This is a genomic window from Enterobacter sp. Tr-810, from assembly GCF_011752765.1.
GTDB classification, from domain to species: domain Bacteria; phylum Pseudomonadota; class Gammaproteobacteria; order Enterobacterales; family Enterobacteriaceae; genus Enterobacter; species Enterobacter soli.
On record NZ_VWWW01000001.1, the window covers coordinates 279232 to 297033 of the forward strand.

General features: G+C 54.7%; 17 protein-coding genes. 10 read left to right on the top strand and 7 right to left on the bottom strand.

The features are described 5' to 3' along the window. The first annotated feature begins 17 nt into the window (after positions 1-17). Together F3J30_RS01220 and F3J30_RS01225 are read left to right on the top strand one after the other, a co-directional pair. On the top strand, positions 18-704 hold the full coding sequence (locus tag F3J30_RS01220; protein WP_166715381.1) for a B3/4 domain-containing protein: 687 nt from the start codon (positions 18-20) through the stop codon (positions 702-704). 27 nt (positions 705-731) lie between these two features. Next, a complete protein-coding gene (locus F3J30_RS01225) occupies positions 732-1625 on the top strand; it encodes a dihydrodipicolinate synthase family protein (protein WP_166715382.1) in 894 nt (297 codons plus the stop codon). A gap of 10 nt (positions 1626-1635) precedes the next feature. Here F3J30_RS01225 and F3J30_RS01230 read toward each other — a convergent pair whose 3' ends face one another. After that, positions 1636-2529 (bottom strand): PhzF family phenazine biosynthesis protein, encoded by an 894-nt coding sequence (locus F3J30_RS01230; RefSeq protein WP_166715383.1) that lies wholly within the window; start codon positions 2527-2529, stop codon positions 1636-1638. 258 nt (positions 2530-2787) lie between these two features. Here F3J30_RS01230 and F3J30_RS01235 point away from each other — a divergent pair, with 258 nt between their 5' ends. From F3J30_RS01235 to F3J30_RS01260, 6 genes are all read left to right on the top strand, one after another. Beyond that, the gene (locus tag F3J30_RS01235) at positions 2788-2997 is read left to right on the top strand and encodes a YdgH/BhsA/McbA-like domain containing protein (RefSeq protein WP_014070394.1); all 210 of its coding nucleotides are present in this window, start codon (positions 2788-2790) and stop codon (positions 2995-2997) included. Between the two features lie 217 nt (positions 2998-3214). Continuing rightward, positions 3215-4138 (top strand): aminoimidazole riboside kinase, encoded by a 924-nt coding sequence (locus F3J30_RS01240; RefSeq protein WP_166715384.1) that lies wholly within the window; start codon positions 3215-3217, stop codon positions 4136-4138. A gap of 165 nt (positions 4139-4303) precedes the next feature. Further along, positions 4304-5821 (top strand): carbohydrate porin, encoded by a 1518-nt coding sequence (locus F3J30_RS01245; RefSeq protein WP_166715385.1) that lies wholly within the window; start codon positions 4304-4306, stop codon positions 5819-5821. 136 nt (positions 5822-5957) lie between these two features. Then, positions 5958-7328, top strand: coding sequence for a sucrose-specific PTS transporter subunit IIBC (locus F3J30_RS01250; protein ID WP_166715386.1), 1371 nt, complete (start codon positions 5958-5960; stop codon positions 7326-7328). Beyond that, a complete protein-coding gene (locus tag F3J30_RS01255; protein WP_166715387.1) occupies positions 7328-8728 on the top strand; it encodes a sucrose-6-phosphate hydrolase in 1401 nt (466 codons plus the stop codon). The genes F3J30_RS01250 and F3J30_RS01255 overlap by 1 nt, the downstream gene beginning before the upstream one ends. Positions 8729-8758: 30 nt before the next feature. Further along, positions 8759-9763, top strand: coding sequence for a LacI family DNA-binding transcriptional regulator (locus tag F3J30_RS01260; RefSeq protein WP_014070402.1), 1005 nt, complete (start codon positions 8759-8761; stop codon positions 9761-9763). Between the two features lie 47 nt (positions 9764-9810). Here the strand turns inward: F3J30_RS01260 and F3J30_RS01265 are convergent, their stop codons facing one another. Then, positions 9811-11136, bottom strand: a complete 1326-nt coding sequence (locus F3J30_RS01265) for a 2-hydroxycarboxylate transporter family protein (RefSeq protein ID WP_166715388.1) — start codon at positions 11134-11136, stop codon at positions 9811-9813. A 447-nt stretch (positions 11137-11583) separates the two neighbouring features. Between F3J30_RS01265 and F3J30_RS01270 the strand changes: the two genes are divergently transcribed. Together F3J30_RS01270 and F3J30_RS01275 are read left to right on the top strand one after the other, a co-directional pair. Beyond that, on the top strand, positions 11584-12531 hold the full coding sequence (locus F3J30_RS01270; RefSeq protein WP_014070404.1) for an AEC family transporter: 948 nt from the start codon (positions 11584-11586) through the stop codon (positions 12529-12531). Between the two features lie 34 nt (positions 12532-12565). Continuing rightward, positions 12566-14251, top strand: coding sequence for an NAD-dependent malic enzyme (locus tag F3J30_RS01275; RefSeq protein ID WP_166715389.1), 1686 nt, complete (start codon positions 12566-12568; stop codon positions 14249-14251). 42 nt (positions 14252-14293) lie between these two features. Here the strand turns inward: F3J30_RS01275 and pptA are convergent, their stop codons facing one another. From pptA to F3J30_RS01300, 5 genes are read right to left on the bottom strand one after another with little or no spacing between them, the layout of a single operon-like run. Beyond that, positions 14294-14524: a tautomerase PptA gene (gene pptA / locus F3J30_RS01280; protein WP_166715390.1), complete on the bottom strand. Its 231-nt coding sequence runs from the start codon at positions 14522-14524 to the stop codon at positions 14294-14296. A gap of 37 nt (positions 14525-14561) precedes the next feature. After that, positions 14562-15176 carry a glutathione S-transferase family protein gene (locus F3J30_RS01285; RefSeq protein WP_166715391.1) on the bottom strand — a complete coding sequence of 205 codons (615 nt, stop codon included), beginning with the start codon at positions 15174-15176 and terminating at the stop codon, positions 14562-14564. A gap of 42 nt (positions 15177-15218) precedes the next feature. After that, the gene (locus F3J30_RS01290) at positions 15219-16106 is read right to left on the bottom strand and encodes a transporter substrate-binding domain-containing protein (protein WP_166715392.1); all 888 of its coding nucleotides are present in this window, start codon (positions 16104-16106) and stop codon (positions 15219-15221) included. 9 nt (positions 16107-16115) lie between these two features. After that, positions 16116-16889: an amino acid ABC transporter ATP-binding protein gene (locus F3J30_RS01295; protein ID WP_166715393.1), complete on the bottom strand. Its 774-nt coding sequence runs from the start codon at positions 16887-16889 to the stop codon at positions 16116-16118. Further along, positions 16873-17799, bottom strand: coding sequence for an amino acid ABC transporter permease (locus F3J30_RS01300; protein WP_166715394.1), 927 nt, complete (start codon positions 17797-17799; stop codon positions 16873-16875). The genes F3J30_RS01295 and F3J30_RS01300 overlap by 17 nt, the downstream gene beginning before the upstream one ends. Between the last annotated feature and the right edge of the window lie 3 nt (positions 17800-17802).

Sequence of the window (17802 nt, forward strand, 5' to 3'; positions counted from 1 at the left end):
CATTACAGGATTATCCCGTGCTAACAGTATCTCCGTCAATTGCCCCTGAAATTTATCGTATTGCGCCTGGTTTTCGGGCACTAAGTATTAGCGTAAAAGCCGCGCCGGTAGTGAACCCTGGCGCTGGAGAGATAGCGCTACGCGAAGCCTGTGAAGCCGTACTTGCAGGCGGGCCCGAATGGGCGGAATCTCATCTGGCGGCATGGGCAGATGTTTTTCAGAAGTTTGGCGCCAAACCAAAGCGGACACCATGTTCCGCGCAGGCATTACGCAAGCGCGTACTGCGTGATGGAATGATGCCGGCGCTCGATCCTGTTGTTGATCTGTATAACGCCGTGAGCCTCCGTTACGCTATTCCCGTCGGCGGTGAGAATATTGCGGCCTACCAGGGTGCCCCTTGTCTGACAATTTCAGAAGGCACCGAACCTTTTGATACGGTGAAAGATGGCGAGCCTGCCATTGAGTCCCCTTCCGCTGGGGAAATTATCTGGCGGGACGACACAGGCGTGACCTGCCGCCGCTGGAACTGGAGGCAAGGAATCAGGACACGTTTAGATGTGGAAGCCCGGCAAATGTGGTTTATTCTGGAAAGCCTGCCACAAATGCCGCTGGAACAACTTCATGAAGCCGGAAGAATGCTGACGGATGGCCTTGAAAAAATGATGCCAGGCCTGTGGTTTGACGTGACACTTCTTACGGAATAACACTCAATTTTTAGCCGGAGAAACACTATGTTCACTGGTTTGTGCGCTTTCCCGTTAACCCCTTTCACCGGCAACGATGTTGATGAAGCTGGCTTCAGGAAGATCCTGTCGCGTCTCACCACCGCGCGGGTCGACTCTCTTGGGATTCTGGGCTCGACAGGAAGTTATGCCTACCTGACACGGGAACAACGCAAACGTGTTGCTCTCCTTGCCCGTGAACTGGCCGGGGATATTCCGATAATGGTCTGTGTCGGTGCCGTCAGTACCGATGCCATTCTGCGTCTGACGGAAGATGCCCAGCAGGCGGGTGCGGATGCACTGCTTCTGCCCGCAGTCAGTTACCAGTCGCTAAGGGATGACGAGGTGTTCAGCCTCTTTGAAACGGTGATCCGCCACACGTCACTGCCGATATGCGTGTATGACAATCCCGGCACAACGCATTTTACGTTTTCAGATGAACTGCACGGCCGTTTGTCATCGCTGGATGGCGTTGGCTCGGTCAAAATCCCAGGCGTACCTGATACGGCACAAGCGGCTGCTGAACGCGTCGGGAACTTACGCAGTCAGCTCAAACCGGGTGTGACCATCGGTATCAGCGGGGATGCTTTTGCAGGCCTGGGTCTCAATGCAGGGTGTGAGATTTGGTATTCCGTGTGCGCAGGGCTATTCCCCGAAACCGCAAAACAGATCACCCAGGCGGCGGCGATGAAAGATCATGCCCGGGTTACCGCCCTGGCTGCGCGCCTGGAGTCCTTGTGGGCGCTTTATCGCAAACATGGTGGCAGTATCCGCGTGATGGCCGCTGCGGCGGGCGTTCTGGGGCTGACTGATGTTGACTGCCTGCCTCGCCCGCTTCAGCCATTATCCGCCGGCGATATTGCAGAGATTGCCGACGTAATAACGTTGTTAGATCTGAAGTAGCCTGTTTAGGTCAGAGGCTAAACGTCCCTTCCATGGTAATGACGCTCTTGCCACCCACTCTGACCAGCGGCTTGCCGGACGTCGCATCGTAGTGGGTATACAGCGAGCTTGCGCGCCCCATATCCACACCCTGGTGGATATGCAGAGCGAGCGTCGTTTTATTCTGAAGCGTTGCCAGCAGAGCCGTTACAGCTGCGGACGCACTGCCCGTCGCCGGATCTTCGGTCATACGCGGGGTAAACATCCGCGCGTGAAGATCGCATTGCGCGTCAGGATCGGTTTCTGCGACCCAGGCATAAACAGAGACCGCCCCATCAAGCGGCAGGATATCCCGAAATCCCTGTAAATTTGGCACACACTGGCGCAACGCCTCGCGCGATGCCAGCTCCACCACCAGGAATGGCAACCCCACCGAGGCGACAAGCGGGTTATGCGTTTTCGTGCTGATCTCCTCTACGCCCAGAGACAGGCAGGCAGCGACTTTTGCTGGACTCACCTCAGAGCGGCAGGATAATGCTTCGGGCACAAGCAGTTCAGCACCGGTAACCTTGCCGTCTTCTTTCAGGATCGTAATCGGGACCAGTCCGGCAATCTCTTCGAACCGCAGGGTGTCAGGCACCACATCACCCGCCAGAACGGCATATTGTGCCAGCACATAGGCGGTGCCGACGTTGGGATGCCCGGCAAAAGGAATCTCGCGCGAGGGGGTAAAAATCCTGACTCGCGCAGTGTTTTCTGCCTTATCGGGAGGCAAAACGAACGTTGTTTCGCTGTAGCCAAACTCAACCGCAATCCGTTGCATCTGTTCGGTACTCATACCTTCAGCATCTAAAACAACGGCAACGGGATTACCGAGAAAAGGGGTGTCCGTAAATACATCAGCAATGGCATAACGTCTTTTCATTATTGGTCCTGGAATCAATGAGGCAGCGCCACTTCATCATTACACAGTCAAACCCCCGAAAGGTGTTTTTTTTCACTCAAAGCAGGCAGTTACGAAAATCAGATACGCGCGGAGTTCACGAACCGCCTTAGTTATTCTATTTTTTTGAACAATGTAAGCAAATTGTTTCGATTTTAATCACCTCATGCTCGTCCTATTATTTATCACATCAGGGCAACACAGCCCCATACAGAACAAAATAACTTAAGGAATACGACCATGAAAACCATCAAAACTTTAGTTGTAGTTTCCGCTCTTTCTCTGATGTCTTTCGGTGCTTTCGCGCAGAGCATCAGCGCCAGCGCTTCCACCCTGGATCGTGCAGAAGCCAAAATTGCCGCACAGGCGGCTGAACAGGGTGCGTCGTACAAAATTACCAGTGCTCAGTTCAATAATCGTGTTCATATGACGGCTGAACTGACCAAATAAGAGGGTCACCTTTACTCTCGCAGCAGCAGAACCCTTTAGCCCCCTCGGGGGCTTTTTTGCGTCTTATCTCACCTGAGAATCAGGCGGCAAGTCAAAGGTTCATTTTTGCCCCTGACCCCGCACTTTTCGGATCGTGGCATTTCACTTACTTTACCCCTGTGCTTTAATAAGCTAAACCGGTTTAATTAAGTTTAGCAATGAGAGGGGAAATACCAACATGAATGCAAAAGTTTGGGTTCTGGGCGATGCGGTGGTAGACCTGCTGCCGGAAAGCGAGGGCCGACTACTACAGTGTCCCGGCGGCGCACCGGCTAACGTGGCGGTAGGCGTTGCTCGCCTTGGCGGCAACAGCGGGTTTATCGGGCGCGTCGGCGACGATCCCTTTGGTCGTTTTATGCGCCATACCCTGCAGCAGGAGCAGGTCGACATCAGCCACATGCGCCTTGATGGGCAGCATCGCACCTCCACCGTCGTTGTCGACCTTGACGACCAGGGCGAGCGAAACTTTACCTTTATGGTGCGTCCCAGCGCGGATTTGTACCTGGAAGAAGAAGACCTGCCGGCGTTTGCCGCCAATCAGTGGCTGCACGTCTGCTCTATTGCTCTTAGCGCCGAACCCAGCCGCAGTACGACGTTTGCCGCAATGGAAAAAATCAAACATGCCGGTGGCCGGGTGAGCTTTGACCCTAATATCCGCCTGGATCTCTGGCAAGATCAGAACCTGCTGCACACCTGTCTCGACCGCGCCCTGCGCCTGGCAAACGTGGTAAAACTGTCCGAAGAAGAGCTGGTACTTATCAGCGGCAGTAATGATATCGCGCAGGGGATCGCCAGCGTCACTGAGCGTTATCAGCCTGAATTACTGCTGGTGACACAGGGCAAAGCGGGCGTCATCGCCGCATTCCAGCAGAAATTCACCCATTTCAGTGCTAAGTCGGTTGTCAGCGTGGACACCACAGGCGCGGGCGATGCTTTTGTCGCTGGACTGCTCGCCAGCCTTGCAGCCAACGGGATGCCGGCGGATATCAATGCCCTGGAGCCAACGCTCACTCTGGCGCAAACCTGCGGCGCCCTGGCAACCCTGGCGAAAGGCGCGATGACTGCCCTTCCATACCAGCGCGATCTACAACGCCAGATTTGATCCTAAATACCGCTGTGCGCGGTCCACTTTGTTGCATCCATCACACTTATTAAACCGGTTTAGCAAAATCAATTTCAAAATGTTAAATGTCGTGCTTAACATAGCAACTAAACCGGTTTAGCAAAAACACACAATTTTAAATTTTCCTTTTGGGATGCAATCAATATGTTCAGAAAAAGCACACTTGCGGTTCTTATCGCTTTGCTAACCGGCGCCGCCTCAGCCCATGCACAAACGGATCTCAGCAGTATCGAAGCCCGTTTAATTGCGCTGGAAAAACGCCTTCAGGATGCAGAAAACAGGGCACAAACGGCAGAAACCCGCGCAGAGTCGGCAGAGAAAAAAGTACAACTGCTCACGACACAGCAACAAAAAACCCAGAACAGCACCCAGGAAGTGGCTCAGCGTACCGCCAAACTGGAGAAAAAAGCCGATGAAAAAAGCGGGTTTGAGTTCCACGGCTATGCCCGCTCCGGCGTGATAATGAATGACTCCGGTGCCAGCACCAAATCCGGAGCCTACATGACGCCAGCAGGGGAAACCGGCGGGGCTATTGGCCGTCTGGGAAACCAGGCCGATACCTATGTTGAAATGAATCTTGAACATAAGCAGACCCTGGATAACGGGGCGACGACCCGCTTCAAAGTCATGGTCGCCGACGGTCAAACCACTTATAACGACTGGACGGCAAGCACCAGTGATTTGAACGTTCGTCAGGCCTTTGTTGAACTGGGCAACTTGCCCACCTTCGACGGGCCGTTTAAAGGCTCCACCCTGTGGGCCGGGAAACGCTTTGACCGGGATAACTTTGACATTCACTGGATCGACTCGGATGTCGTGTTCCTCGCCGGTACCGGCGGCGGTATTTACGACGTCAGGTGGAACGACAGCATCCGGAGTAACTTCTCTCTTTACGGGCGTAACTTCGGCGATATCGCTGATTCGAGCAACAGCGTGCAGAACTACATCGTCAGCATGAACAACTTCATCGGCCCGGTGCAGGTGATGGTCAGCGGGATGCGGGCAAAAGATAACGATGAACGTCTGGACACCAACGGTAATCCGGTCAAAGGCGATGCGGCAAATACCGGTGTGCATACCCTGCTAGGGTTGCACAACGATAGTTTCTACGGCCTGCGTGAAGGTAGCAGCAAAACCGCCCTGCTCTACGGTCACGGCCTGGGTGCAGAAGTGAAAGGTATCGGGTCTGACGGCGCACTTCGCTCGGGTGCCAACACCTGGCGTTTCGCCAGCTACGGCACCACGCCGCTTAGCAAAAACTGGTTCATTGCCCCGGCGATACTGGCGCAAAGCAGTAAAGACCGTTATGCCGATGGCGATAGCTATCAGTGGGCAACGCTCAACATGCGCCTGATCCAGGAGATCAATCAGAATTTCGCTCTCGCTTATGAAGGCAGCTACCAGTATATGGATCTCAAACCGGAAGGTTATAACGATCGCCATGCGGTAAACGGTAGCTTCTACAAGCTTACCTTCGCCCCAACCTTTAAGGTTGGCGACATCGGTGATTTCTTCAGTCGTCCTGAAATCCGCCTTTACACCTCATGGATGGACTGGAGCAAAAAACTCAATAATTACGCCAGCGATGACGCGCTGGGCAGCAGTGGTTTTAAATCGGGCGGCGAATGGTCGTTCGGTATGCAGATGGAAACCTGGTTTTGACGGTTAATATCTGACGACAGTCACCACCGGGGCAACTACGTGCCTTTCGTCGCCCCGGACACAATAACGACGAAGAGACTGCGCCCCCTTATCACGGGACGACAACTCGAAAAACAATACGCATTCAGAGGGTACTATGGATTTTGAACAAATTTCCCACTCGCTACTTCCGCTTTTGGGAGGCAAGGATAATATCGCCAGCGCCGCGCACTGCGCCACACGCCTGCGCCTGGTGTTGGTCGATGATTCACTGGCCGATCAGCAGGCCATCGGCAAAATTGATGGGGTTAAGGGCTGTTTCCGTAACGCCGGACAGATGCAGATTATCTTCGGCACAGGGGTGGTGAACAAAGTCTACGCCGCCTTTATCCAGGTGGCAGGGATTGGCGAATCCAGCAAATCGGAAGCTGCCGACATTGCGGCGAAAAAACTGAATCCTTTCCAGCGCATCGCCCGCCTGTTATCGAACATTTTTGTGCCAATCATCCCGGCTATCGTCGCCTCCGGCCTGTTGATGGGCCTGCTGGGGATGGTCAAAACATACGGCTGGGTCGACCCGGGTAACGCCATCTACATCATGCTGGATATGTGCAGCTCGGCGGCGTTTATTATTCTGCCGATCCTGATTGGCTTCACCGCCGCCCGCGAATTCGGCGGTAATCCTTATCTTGGTGCGACGCTTGGCGGCATCCTGACCCACCCGGCGCTGACCAACGCCTGGGGCGTGGCTGCCGGTTTCCATACCATGAACTTTTTCGGCCTTGAGATTGCGATGATCGGCTATCAGGGCACGGTGTTCCCGGTGCTGCTGGCAGTGTGGTTTATGAGCATCGTTGAGAAACAGCTGCGTCGAGTGATCCCCGATGCGCTGGATCTGATCCTGACGCCATTCCTGACGGTGATCATTTCCGGTTTTATCGCCCTGCTGATTATCGGCCCGGCCGGTCGCGCGCTTGGCGACGGTATTTCGTTCGTCCTCAGCACCCTGATAACCCACGCCGGTTGGCTGGCCGGACTGCTGTTTGGCGGCCTCTATTCGGTTATCGTCATTACCGGTATTCACCACAGCTTCCATGCCATCGAAGCTGGACTGCTTGGCAACCCGTCCATCGGGGTTAACTTCCTGCTGCCGATTTGGGCGATGGCCAACGTTGCCCAGGGCGGAGCCTGTCTGGCGGTGTGGTTTAAAACGAAAGATGCAAAAATCAAAGCCATTACCCTGCCCTCAGCGTTCTCTGCGATGCTGGGCATCACCGAAGCAGCGATTTTTGGTATTAACTTACGCTTTGTAAAACCGTTTATCGCCGCCCTGATTGGCGGCGCGGTGGGCGGCGCGTGGGTGGTATCCATGCATGTTTACATGACCGCGGTAGGCCTGACGGCTATCCCTGGCATGGCTATCGTGCAGGCCAGCTCGCTACTGAACTACATTATCGGGATGGTTATCGCCTTTGGCGTCGCCTTTGTCGTCTCCCTGGTACTGAAATACAAAACGGACGCTGAATAATGTCACTTCCATCACGCCTGCCTGCGATTTTGCAGGCCGTTATGCAGGGCCAGCCGCGCGCGCTGGCCGACAGCCACTATCCCCGCTGGCATCATGCGCCGGTGACCGGGCTGATGAACGATCCCAACGGCTTTGTTGAATTCGCCGGACGTTATCACCTGTTCTATCAGTGGAACCCGCTCGCCTGCGATCATAAGTTCAAGTGCTGGGGGCACTGGAGCTCTGCTGACCTGCTGCACTGGCAACATGAGCCTATCGCACTCATGCCGGATGAAGAGTATGACCGCAACGGCTGCTACTCCGGCAGCGCCGTGGATAACTGCGGCACCCTCACCCTGTGCTATACCGGCAACGTCAAGTTTGACGACGGCAGCCGAACCGCGTGGCAGTGCCTGGCGACAGAAAATGCCGACGGCACCTTTACCAAACTCGGCCCGGTATTACCGCTGCCGGAAGGCTATACCGGCCACGTGCGCGACCCGAAAGTCTGGCAGCATGAAGGTCGCTGGTACATGGTGCTGGGCGCACAGGATCTGCAAAAGCGCGGCAAGGTGCTGTTATTCAGCTCTGCTGACCTGCATCAGTGGAATAATGAAGGCGAAATCGCCGGTTACGCTATCAACGGCCTGGACGACGCGGGCTATATGTGGGAGTGCCCGGACCTGTTTGCGCTCGGTGACCAGCATATCCTGATTTGCTGCCCGCAGGGGATTACCCGCGAGAAGGAGCGTTTTCTCAACACCTACCCGGCAGTGTGGATGAGCGGCGATTTCGACTACGAATGTGCAGCTTTCAAACACGGCGAACTGCACGAACTGGACGCCGGGTTTGAGTTTTACGCCCCACAAACCATGCAGGCCAGCGACGGTCGCCGCCTGCTGGTCGGCTGGATGGGCGTGCCGGACGGCGAAGAGATGCTTCAGCCGACGCTGGCTAACGGCTGGATCCATCAGATGACCTGCCTGCGCGAGCTGGAGTTTATCGACGGTCAGCTCTGGCAGCGTCCGCTGCGCGAACTCACCGCCCTGCGTGGCGACGCGCACAGCTGGCAGGACAGTGCCCTGCCGCTGGAACCGATGGAGATATCCCTGGAAACCGCCCGTGACAACGCGTTACACATCGATTTTGGTGGCGCGCTCACCCTCGAGCGCGATGCCAGCGGCATTCGCCTGGCGCGACGCAGCCTTGCTAAAGACGAAACACACTATCGCTACTGGCGCGGCGAGGTTCGCTCGCTGCGGATTTTTATCGACCAGTCGAGCGTGGAAATCTTCATCAACGACGGTGAAGGAGTCATGAGCAGCCGCTACTTCCCGGACTATCCGGCACAGCTAATGCTCTCCGGGATCACGCCTGAAGCATTCTGCTACTGGCCGCTGCGACGATGCATGGTAGAATAAGCGTTTTGATTTCAGGCTCATGGCGTCGTAATGAAAACCAAACGCGTAACCATTAAAGATATTGCCGAATTGGCTGGCGTGTCCAAAGCAACCGCCAGCCTGGTGATGAGCGGGCGTGGCAAGGAGTTGCGCGTGGCGCAGGAAACTCGTGAGCGCGTGCTGGCGATTGCCCGTGAGCATCATTATCAGCCGAGCATTCATGCCCGCTCGTTGCGCGATAACCGCAGCCACACCGTCGGGCTGGTGGTGCCGGAGATCACCAACTACGGTTTTGCCGTCTTTTCCCACGAGCTTGAAACGCTGTGCCGCGAGGCCGGGGTTCAGCTGCTTATCTCCTGTACTGATGAAAACCCCAGTCAGGAGAACATGGTGGTGAACAATATGATTGCCCGTCAGGTTGACGGGCTGATCGTCGCCTCCTGTATGCATAATGATGCCGACTATCTGAAGCTCAGCAACCAGCTGCCGGTGGTGCTGTTTGACCGCTGCCCTAATGAAAGCGCCCTGCCACTGGTCATGACCGATTCGATTACCCCGACGGCAGATCTGATTTCCCGTATCGCGCCTTCCCATAGCGATGAGTTCTGGTTTTTAGGCGGCCAACCGCGGCTATCGCCGTCACGCGACCGACTGGCTGGGTTTACGCAGGGTCTGGCCCAGGCGGGTATCGAACTGCACCCGGAATGGGTGATCAACGGTAACTATCATCCCAGCTCCGGCTACGAGATGTTCGCCGCCCTTTGCGCCCGTCTCGGCCGACCGCCAAAGGCGCTGTTTACCGCCGCCTGTGGGCTGCTGGAAGGGGTGCTACGCTATATGAGCCAGCACAATTTGCTCGATTCCGATATTCATCTGGCGAGCTTCGACGATCACTATCTCTACGATTCGCTGTCGCTGCGTATTGATACCGTGCAGCAGGACAACCGCCAGCTGGCCTGGCACTGCTACGACCTGATAACCCAGCTGATTGATGGCAATACGCCAGAGCCGCTACAGCGCTACCTGCCTGCGACACTGCAAATCCGCCATCGTTGATTTCAGTTCAGCAAGCCGGGTGTCTACCCGGCTTACCTTCGTCAACACTACATTATCCATCCCAGCAGCAGCGTGGCGAAAATCACCGTCGATGCGCCGCCAATACGGGTGGCAATCTGAGCGAACGGCATGAGCGACATACGGTTAGAGGCGGACAAGATCGCCACATCCCCTGTTCCGCCCAGGCCGCTGTGGCAGCAGGTCACAATTGCCGCTTCAACCGGGTACATGTTCAGCCGCGAAGCAATAAAATACCCGCTTAACGCCATCGCAATCACAATCGAGCCGCACACGACCACGTATCCCACGGAAAAGACCGACACCACGCTTTCCAGCGGAACATACAACATGCCCAGACCAATCATCAGCGGCCACACCAGCGCTGCGGACACAAACTTATAGCAACTGTGCGCCCCCTGCTCCATGGAGTCCGGGATCAGCCGGAAGTACTTGCACAGCACGGCAATCAGGATCATCAGCACCGGGCCTGGAATATGCACCAGCTTTTCAAACAATCCCCCCACAATGAAGAATGCGCATACCATCAGCAGGCCGCCGCCCATCAGGTGAAAATCGGTCGGCTGCACGTGCTGCGCGCCAGCGAACAGGTTATCCTCACTTTTGCCACGGGTTAACATGCCATTCCCAGAGAGCGAGGGCCGTTTCGCCCCCAGACGCGCAAAGACGCCTGCGCAGATAATCGCAAAGATATTCCCCACCACCGCAGCCGGTGCCAGCTGCGCAACATAGACATCCGGTGTTTGCCCCAGTATTGCCGAATACGCCAGTGACAGCGGCAAAATCCCCTCGCCAATCCCGCCGCCGATAATCGGAACGATGATGAAAAAGAACGTGTGATACGGCGTAAAACCAAACAATGAACCGACGATTAAACCGCTCAGTACCGCCATCATTGTGCCGACCACCAGCGGAACGAACATGCGGATCATCCCCTGGATCAGCAGAATACGGTTCATCCCCAGAATGCTGCCCACCACCAGACAGGCGATCACAAAATAGAGCAGGTTCGCCTCTTTCATCAGCAGGTGTACGGTATCCAGCGTATGTTTCTGGAACACCCCGAAATAAACCAGTATCGATGGCACCATCAGGCACAGGATCGCCGGGCCACCGATATCTTTCAGCACCGGGATTTGGCGGCCGATTTTGGCAAACGCGAAACCGAGCGTCATGATCACCGCCAGCCCGCCAATCATATTTTTAGGTAACAGGCCCGCCCACGCGGAAATGGCCACGATAGAGGCGATGCCCACAAACAAGATCAACGGCACAGCCCCAACCTCAGCATTGTTCAGGCTGAAGGTAAAACGCGGTGATGCCGCCGGAGAAGGATGTACAGGATTATCTTTCATATAATCACCTGATTAGTCAGTTCGGATAAACAGAGAAAAAGAATAACGTGATGTTATTCATCAGATTTAAAACGTTCTAAAAAGAAAAAATGTATAAAGGCCTTTTATAAACCAGGCTCAGGGTGAAAATATCATGGGCAAATTCAGTAAAACAGATCGCCTGACAACATGATTGATGGAAATGTGAGCAGCATGGTAATTCCATTTTAAATAACTTAAATCATCATTACGTAACTAAAGTTACTGACGATTCTGTTTTTTATAAATTACTGCGTTTTTCTTGTCATTCATCAATATATGAATGCACACAGCCTTATCAAACTAAAACAACCATTTTGAAATTAATAAAACCAGATAGAGTGTGACCGTTATCACTCCTGCCCTGTTTGCTAACCGCTAGATTAGCGCATCAACAATACCCATAAAATGTACTCGACAGGATATCTTATGCCCTCATTATTATTACAGTCCCTGTTTCCACTCGTCTTTATTATGCTATTAGGGTGGTTAAGCGGAAAACTTGGTTATACCCGGCGTGAAGATGCTAACGTTCTGGCAACGGTAGTCATTCGCTTCGCCCTTCCTTTTCATCTTTTTATTGGCGCATTAAATACTGACCCCAATAAAATTAAGAACCTGACATTTATGGCCGTGCTGGTTGTTGGCCTGATGGGTTCTTATTTGTTGACATTGTTTATTTCACGCTTTGTTTTTCGTCATGATATTAAAACCAGCGCCATTCAGTCACTGGTGTGCGCCTTCCCGGATATGGCCTATTTTGGTGCCCCGGTTCTGGCGGTATTGATTGGCCCGGAAGGATTTATCGGCGTGCTGATTGGCAACATCATTACCAGCGTCATCATGATCCCATTGACTATCGTACTGATTCGTATGGGAGATAAAAGTGGTGATGAGAGCCTCAACGCGCTGCATCCGGGTGCGATGGTGCTGCAAAATCTGATTAAAGCAGCCCGCAACCCCATCGTCTGGATCCCTGTTTCGGGCGTATTGCTAAGCCTGGCCGGGGTGCAAATACCGCATATTCTCAGTATGCCGATTGAAATGGTTGGCAAAGTGTCTGGCGGGCTTTCTCTGTTTGCCCTTGGGCTTCTTTTCTACGGTGAACGTCCAAAACTTAACGTACAGACATTTACCAATATCAGCATTAAAAATCTTATTCAGCCAGCCATGATGGCAGCCGCCGGTCTGGCATTTGGGCTCAGCCATACGTTATTGCAGCAGGTCGTTATTATTGGCGCCACACCTTCAGCAATAGCCGCGGGAATGTTTGCATTGCGCAGCGACACCTATATTGACACGGCCTCTTCTTCGATATTGATTGGTACTGCCGTGGGTGTGCTGACAGAAGGCATTATGATTTATTTAATTTCTTAATCTGTTTTAATTTACATTCTTTCAGGAGTTACCCATGTCTCGCAAAGAAGTGCTTTACACACCGTATAACGGAGCCGTTTTGCTGGAAAATCCGCTGTTAAACAAGGGGCTGGCATTTATTAAAGAAGAACGTGACAATTTTAACCTGCACGGTTTATTACCGCACAATGTAGAAACTATCGAGGAACAGACCGAACGCGCCTGGGTGCAATTCTGTCATTTCAAGAGTGATATTTCCCGCCACGTGTATCTGAGAAATATTCAGGACACTAACGAGACATTATTTTACAACCTGTTGCGCTCGCACCTTAAAGAAACCTTACCCATTATCTATACACCAACCGTAGGTGAAGCGTGCGAACACTTCTCTACCATTTATCGCCGTGCGCGTGGTTTATTTATTTCATGGCCTAACCGCCACCGTATTGACGAGATGCTCCAGAGTTTTTCCCGCAATGATATCCGCGTCATTGTGGTCACCGACGGCGAACGTATTCTGGGCCTTGGGGATCAGGGGATCGGCGGCATGGGGATCCCGATTGGCAAGCTGTCTTTGTATACCGCCTGTGGCGGCGTGCACCCGGCCTCTACGCTACCGATTATGCTGGATGTTGGTACCAATAATCAGCAGCACCTGGACGACCCGATGTATATGGGCTGGCGCCATCCGCGTATCAGCGATGACCAGTACGCGGAATTTATGGACATGTTTATCAGCACCGTTAAAGCGCGCTGGCCGGATGTGCTGCTCCAGTTCGAGGATTTTGCCCAAAAGAACGCGACCAAACTGCTCCAGCGCTATCGCGACCAGCTTTGCTGTTTCAATGACGACATCCAGGGCACGGCAGCAGTGACTTCCGGCACGCTGATTGCCGCCGCTCACGCCGCGGGAACCCGCATTCGCGATCAGTGCGTCGTCTTTTTAGGCAGCGGCTCGGCGGGATGTGGCATCGCGGAAAAAATCGTGGCGCTGATGGTGGAAGACGGCCTGACCGAGACCGAAGCCCGCAGCAGGATCTTTATGGTCGATCGTTTTGGTCTGTTGACGGATGACATGACCAACCTGCTCGACTTCCAGAAAAACCTGCTTACGGCGCGGGAAAACATCCAGAACTGGCAGGTTGAATCGAATAATATTTCGCTGCTGGAGGTGGTGAAAAATGCCAGACCAACGGTGATGATTGGGGTTTCAGGGCAGCCAGGGCTGTTCAGTGAAGAAATCGTCAAAGAGATGCATCGTCACTGCCCGCGCCCGATTATCATGCCGCTGTCTAACCCGACATCGCGTGCCGAAGCACAGCCGCAGGATCTGATTGAGTGGACGCAGGGTGCCGCCCTGATCGCCACCGGCAGTCCGTTCGCACCGGTGTTCTATCAAAACGAGCAGTATGAAATTGCCCAGTGCAACAACGCGTATATCTTCCCGGGCCTCGGTTTAGGCATCATGGCCTGTAACGCCCGCCGGGTTACGGAAGAGATGCTGATGACCGCCAGCTGCACGCTGGCCGCGCAGTCGCCGCTGGTCACCACCGAAAAAGGGGGTCTGCTGCCTCCGGTGGATCAGATTGAGTCGGTTTCCCGCACCATTGCGTTTGCCGTTGCGCGCACGGCTATTGACCAGGGGGTTGCACCCGCCGTCTCGGATGACGAATTGATGGCGCGTATTGAGAAGACCTGGTGGCAGGCGGATTACGCCCCGTATCGTCGCTCGGCGCTGTAACGTTATCGCCGGGTGGCTCTCATGCCTGCCCGGCAACAAAACTTACATCGAATAGCCGGGTTTCTTAATCAACTCATCCATCTTCGGGCCAATTTCCGTGTCCCAGACCTGTGCTTTCCAGTCTTCCGGCTGTACCTGATTCAGGGCCACAGACACTGAGCTGTCTTTGCTGTCTAAATGGAGAATAATCACCTGAGCAATATCCTCCGCCAGCGCGGCTTTTTGTTCATCGTTCAAATCGCGAGGGAAACATTTGATATCTACGTGTGGCATGTGCAGGCTTCCAGTTGTGAGTTAGCGTTCCACGTTATCAGATAATTTCGTTCGCCTTTAACACCTTGTGCAGTTCTGGCAGCGCACACACGGTATCGGCAACGGCGGTGATCTTTGGCGTGTTGGCGGCAAACCACGCGTGGCGCGGCCCCCAGGAACGCATCACCGCAAGATACACATCAATCAACGTTAGCTGTTCGCCAAAGGTATAGGGCGCAGGATTGAGCTGTTCTTCCAGCCACAGCCAGAGTGACTTCCGGTATTCAAGGCAGTTCTCCTTGAGCTGTTCCGGCGCATCAGGAACCCAGCGTTCAGGATAATCGGCGTAGGTGAAGGTCGGATAGACGTTGGCCACCAGCCAGATAAGCAGGCGCTGAAACTGGCGGCGTTCAGGCTGGCCCACAGGCGGCGCGAGATCCGGACATCTGTCGAGCACCATCAGGGCGATGGCCGCTGTTTCAGTCATTACCTCCCCGTGCTCCAGCACCAGCGTTGGTACCTGGCACAACGGGTTAAGCGTTTCGAGTAAAGAACGCTGAGGCCCGGGTGCATCAAAACCGTCCACATTGACGAACTGATAAGGAATGTTGGCCAGGGTCAGCATCACTTCACTGATTGCCGAGCCCCAACCGGGTACGCCATAGAGTTTCATCGTGTTGCCCCTCAGGAATAAAACCCTAAGTGTAGAGCAGCATTAGTACGTTATCCCCGGCGGATTCACCTCTGATTGCGCCACCGCTTCGCCCTGCTCGCCCCAGCGCGCCAGCACCTTCTGGTACTCACCGCGCTGAATGGCGCCGTCCAGCGCCGCCTGTAGCGCATACACCAGCTCGTTGCCTTTTTTGGTGGTAGTGGCGACATAGGCTTTCTTCGGCCCTAAGCCCACTACGCGGGTTTTGCCGGTTAACGCGGCTTTATACGCCGACACGGACTGCGGGCCAAAAAAGACATCCGCTCTGCCGGACTGAATGTACAGATTGCCCGAAGCATCATCGGTCAGATACACCGGCAACGCAGTTTCACGCCCGGCGCGTTTGTTCTCTTCATTCCAGCCGAGCAAAATACGCTCCTGGTTGGTCCCGGAGCCGACAATCACCTTTTTGCCCGCCAGATCGCCAGCGCTTTTTATCGACTGAATATCACTGGTGGATTTCACCGAAAAGGCCAGAGAGTCAACACGGTAGGTGGCAAAATCAAACTTCTCTTTGCGCTGTTCGGTCACGGCGATATTCACCAGCGCCACGTCATAACGCCCGGAAGTGATCCCCAGCGGCCAGTCTTCCCAGGCGGTGGGTACGAGCTTCAGTTTTAGCCCCAGGCTGCCCGCCAGCAGCCGTGCGATATCGGGGTCGCTGCCGATACGCGTGCGGTTATCACTGGCAAGCAGCGCAAGCGGCGGTGAATTGAGCGCGGAAATAGCCACCGTCAGCGTGCCCGGCTCGACAAACTGATAGCCTTTTGGGATCTTTGCCACCGCCTGTTGATCCACCGTGACCGGCAGAGGCTGCTCATTGGCTTTTAAATCAATGCTGGCGTGGCTCGCCGTGGTCAACACCAGGCCAGCCAGAACTCCATATTTCATCTGCACTCCTTACAGCACTTTTGACAGGAACTGGCGCGTTCGCGCGTGGGACGGGTGGTTTAATACTTCATCGCTGCTGCCCTGCTCGACAATTTTGCCATCGACCATAAACACCACCTGATCCGCCACTTCGCGGGCAAAACCGATCTCGTGGGTTACCACCACCAGCGTTGTCCCGGAACGGGCCAGCTTTTTGATAACGTCGAGCACTTCGCCCACCAGCTCAGGGTCGAGCGCAGAAGTGGGCTCATCAAACAACATCACCCGTGGTCGCAGCGCCAGCGCGCGGGCAATGGCAATGCGTTGCTGCTGGCCACCGGAGAGATGGCGCGACCAGGCATCGGCTTTATCGCGCAGTCCCACCACGTCCAGCAGCCCGTGCGCCCTTTCAATGGCCTCTTTGCGGCTCAGTTGTTTGTGGGCTATCGGGGCTTCAATCAGGTTTTCCAGCACCGTGAGATGCGGGAACAGATTAAAGTTCTGGAACACATAACCTACGTTGACACGCTGCTTAAGGATCTCTTTTTCCTTGAGTTCATACAGCTTATCCCCCTGACGGCGGTAACCAATGTAGTCCCCGTCTATCTGGATAAAGCCCTCATCCACCCGCTCCAGATGATTAATGGTGCGCAGCAGCGTGGATTTCCCGGAGCCGGATGGCCCGAGGATCACCGTGACGGAACCGGGTGGGATCTCGAGCGAGACGTTATCCAGCGCTTTATGGCGGCCAAAGAACTTACTGACGCCGGTAATCGAAATGTGTCCTTCAGGAGAGGCTTGCATGGACAGGCTCCTGTACTTGAGTGGTGGTCACGGAACGGGTACGGCTACTGGCACGGTTCTGATTAACTGCCGAACGGCGTTCGCTACGGGCAAGGCCGCGTTCCACTAAATGCTGAATGGCGGACAACACCGTGGTGATCACCAGATACCACACTGCGCCAACCATCAGCAGTGGGATCACCTCCTGGGTGCGGTTGTAGATCATCTGAATGGTGTAGAACAGCTCCGGCATCGCCAGCACGTAAACCATTGCGGTGCCCTTCGCGAGGCTGATGATTTCGTTGAACCCAGCAGGAAGAATGGTGCGCAACGCCTGAGGCAGGATAATGCGCAGGGTACGGCGCCATGCGGGTAATCCCAGTGCGGCGGCCGCTTCATACTGACCGTGATCGACCCCGAGGAAGCCACCGCGAATAATTTCCGCGGTGTAAGCACTCTGGACCAGCGTCAGCCCCACCACGGCGGTGGAAAACTGCCCGAGCACGTTGATGGTTTCAAAACTTCCCCAGGTAATGCCGGTAAAGGGCACGCCGAGGGAAAGCGTGTCGTAGAGATACGAGAAGTTATAAAGGATGATCAGCACCACAATCAGCGGCAGCGAACGGAACAGCCAGATATAGCCCCAGGCCAGGCTGCTTAAGAGCCATGAAGATGACAGGCGTGCCAGCGCCAGCATCCCGCCGATGACTACGCTTAAGACGGTGCCAATCAGCGTCAACAGTAGCGTCTGGCCTAACCCTTCCAGGATAACCGGATCAAAGAACCAGCGGGCAAACACCGCCCATTCCCAGCGCGGGTTAAAAGCCACGGACTGAATAACCACGGCCAGCACAAACAGCGCCGCCACAGCACCGACGGCGCGCAGCGGGTAACGCGCCGGGACCACCTTAATGGTTTCAACGTTTCTCATCGT

Bases quoted from the DNA above. Each gene is read 5' to 3' on its own strand.
- F3J30_RS01225 (WP_166715382.1), top strand. From the start codon at position 732: ATGTTCACTGGTTTGTGCGCTTTCCCGTTAACCCCTTTCACCGGCAAC.
- F3J30_RS01230 (WP_166715383.1), bottom strand. From the start codon at position 2,529: ATGAAAAGACGTTATGCCATTGCTGATGTATTTACGGACACCCCTTTT.
- F3J30_RS01235 (WP_014070394.1), top strand. From the start codon at position 2,788: ATGAAAACCATCAAAACTTTAGTTGTAGTTTCCGCTCTTTCTCTGATG.
- F3J30_RS01240 (WP_166715384.1), top strand. From the start codon at position 3,215: ATGAATGCAAAAGTTTGGGTTCTGGGCGATGCGGTGGTAGACCTGCTG.
- F3J30_RS01245 (WP_166715385.1), top strand. From the start codon at position 4,304: ATGTTCAGAAAAAGCACACTTGCGGTTCTTATCGCTTTGCTAACCGGC.
- F3J30_RS01250 (WP_166715386.1), top strand. From the start codon at position 5,958: ATGGATTTTGAACAAATTTCCCACTCGCTACTTCCGCTTTTGGGAGGC.
- F3J30_RS01255 (WP_166715387.1), top strand. From the start codon at position 7,328: ATGTCACTTCCATCACGCCTGCCTGCGATTTTGCAGGCCGTTATGCAG.
- F3J30_RS01260 (WP_014070402.1), top strand. From the start codon at position 8,759: ATGAAAACCAAACGCGTAACCATTAAAGATATTGCCGAATTGGCTGGC.
- F3J30_RS01265 (WP_166715388.1), bottom strand. From the start codon at position 11,136: ATGAAAGATAATCCTGTACATCCTTCTCCGGCGGCATCACCGCGTTTT.
- F3J30_RS01270 (WP_014070404.1), top strand. From the start codon at position 11,584: ATGCCCTCATTATTATTACAGTCCCTGTTTCCACTCGTCTTTATTATG.
- F3J30_RS01275 (WP_166715389.1), top strand. From the start codon at position 12,566: ATGTCTCGCAAAGAAGTGCTTTACACACCGTATAACGGAGCCGTTTTG.
- pptA (WP_166715390.1), bottom strand. From the start codon at position 14,524: ATGCCACACGTAGATATCAAATGTTTCCCTCGCGATTTGAACGATGAA.
- F3J30_RS01285 (WP_166715391.1), bottom strand. From the start codon at position 15,176: ATGAAACTCTATGGCGTACCCGGTTGGGGCTCGGCAATCAGTGAAGTG.
- F3J30_RS01290 (WP_166715392.1), bottom strand. From the start codon at position 16,106: ATGAAATATGGAGTTCTGGCTGGCCTGGTGTTGACCACGGCGAGCCAC.
- F3J30_RS01295 (WP_166715393.1), bottom strand. From the start codon at position 16,889: ATGCAAGCCTCTCCTGAAGGACACATTTCGATTACCGGCGTCAGTAAG.
- F3J30_RS01300 (WP_166715394.1), bottom strand. From the start codon at position 17,799: ATGAGAAACGTTGAAACCATTAAGGTGGTCCCGGCGCGTTACCCGCTG.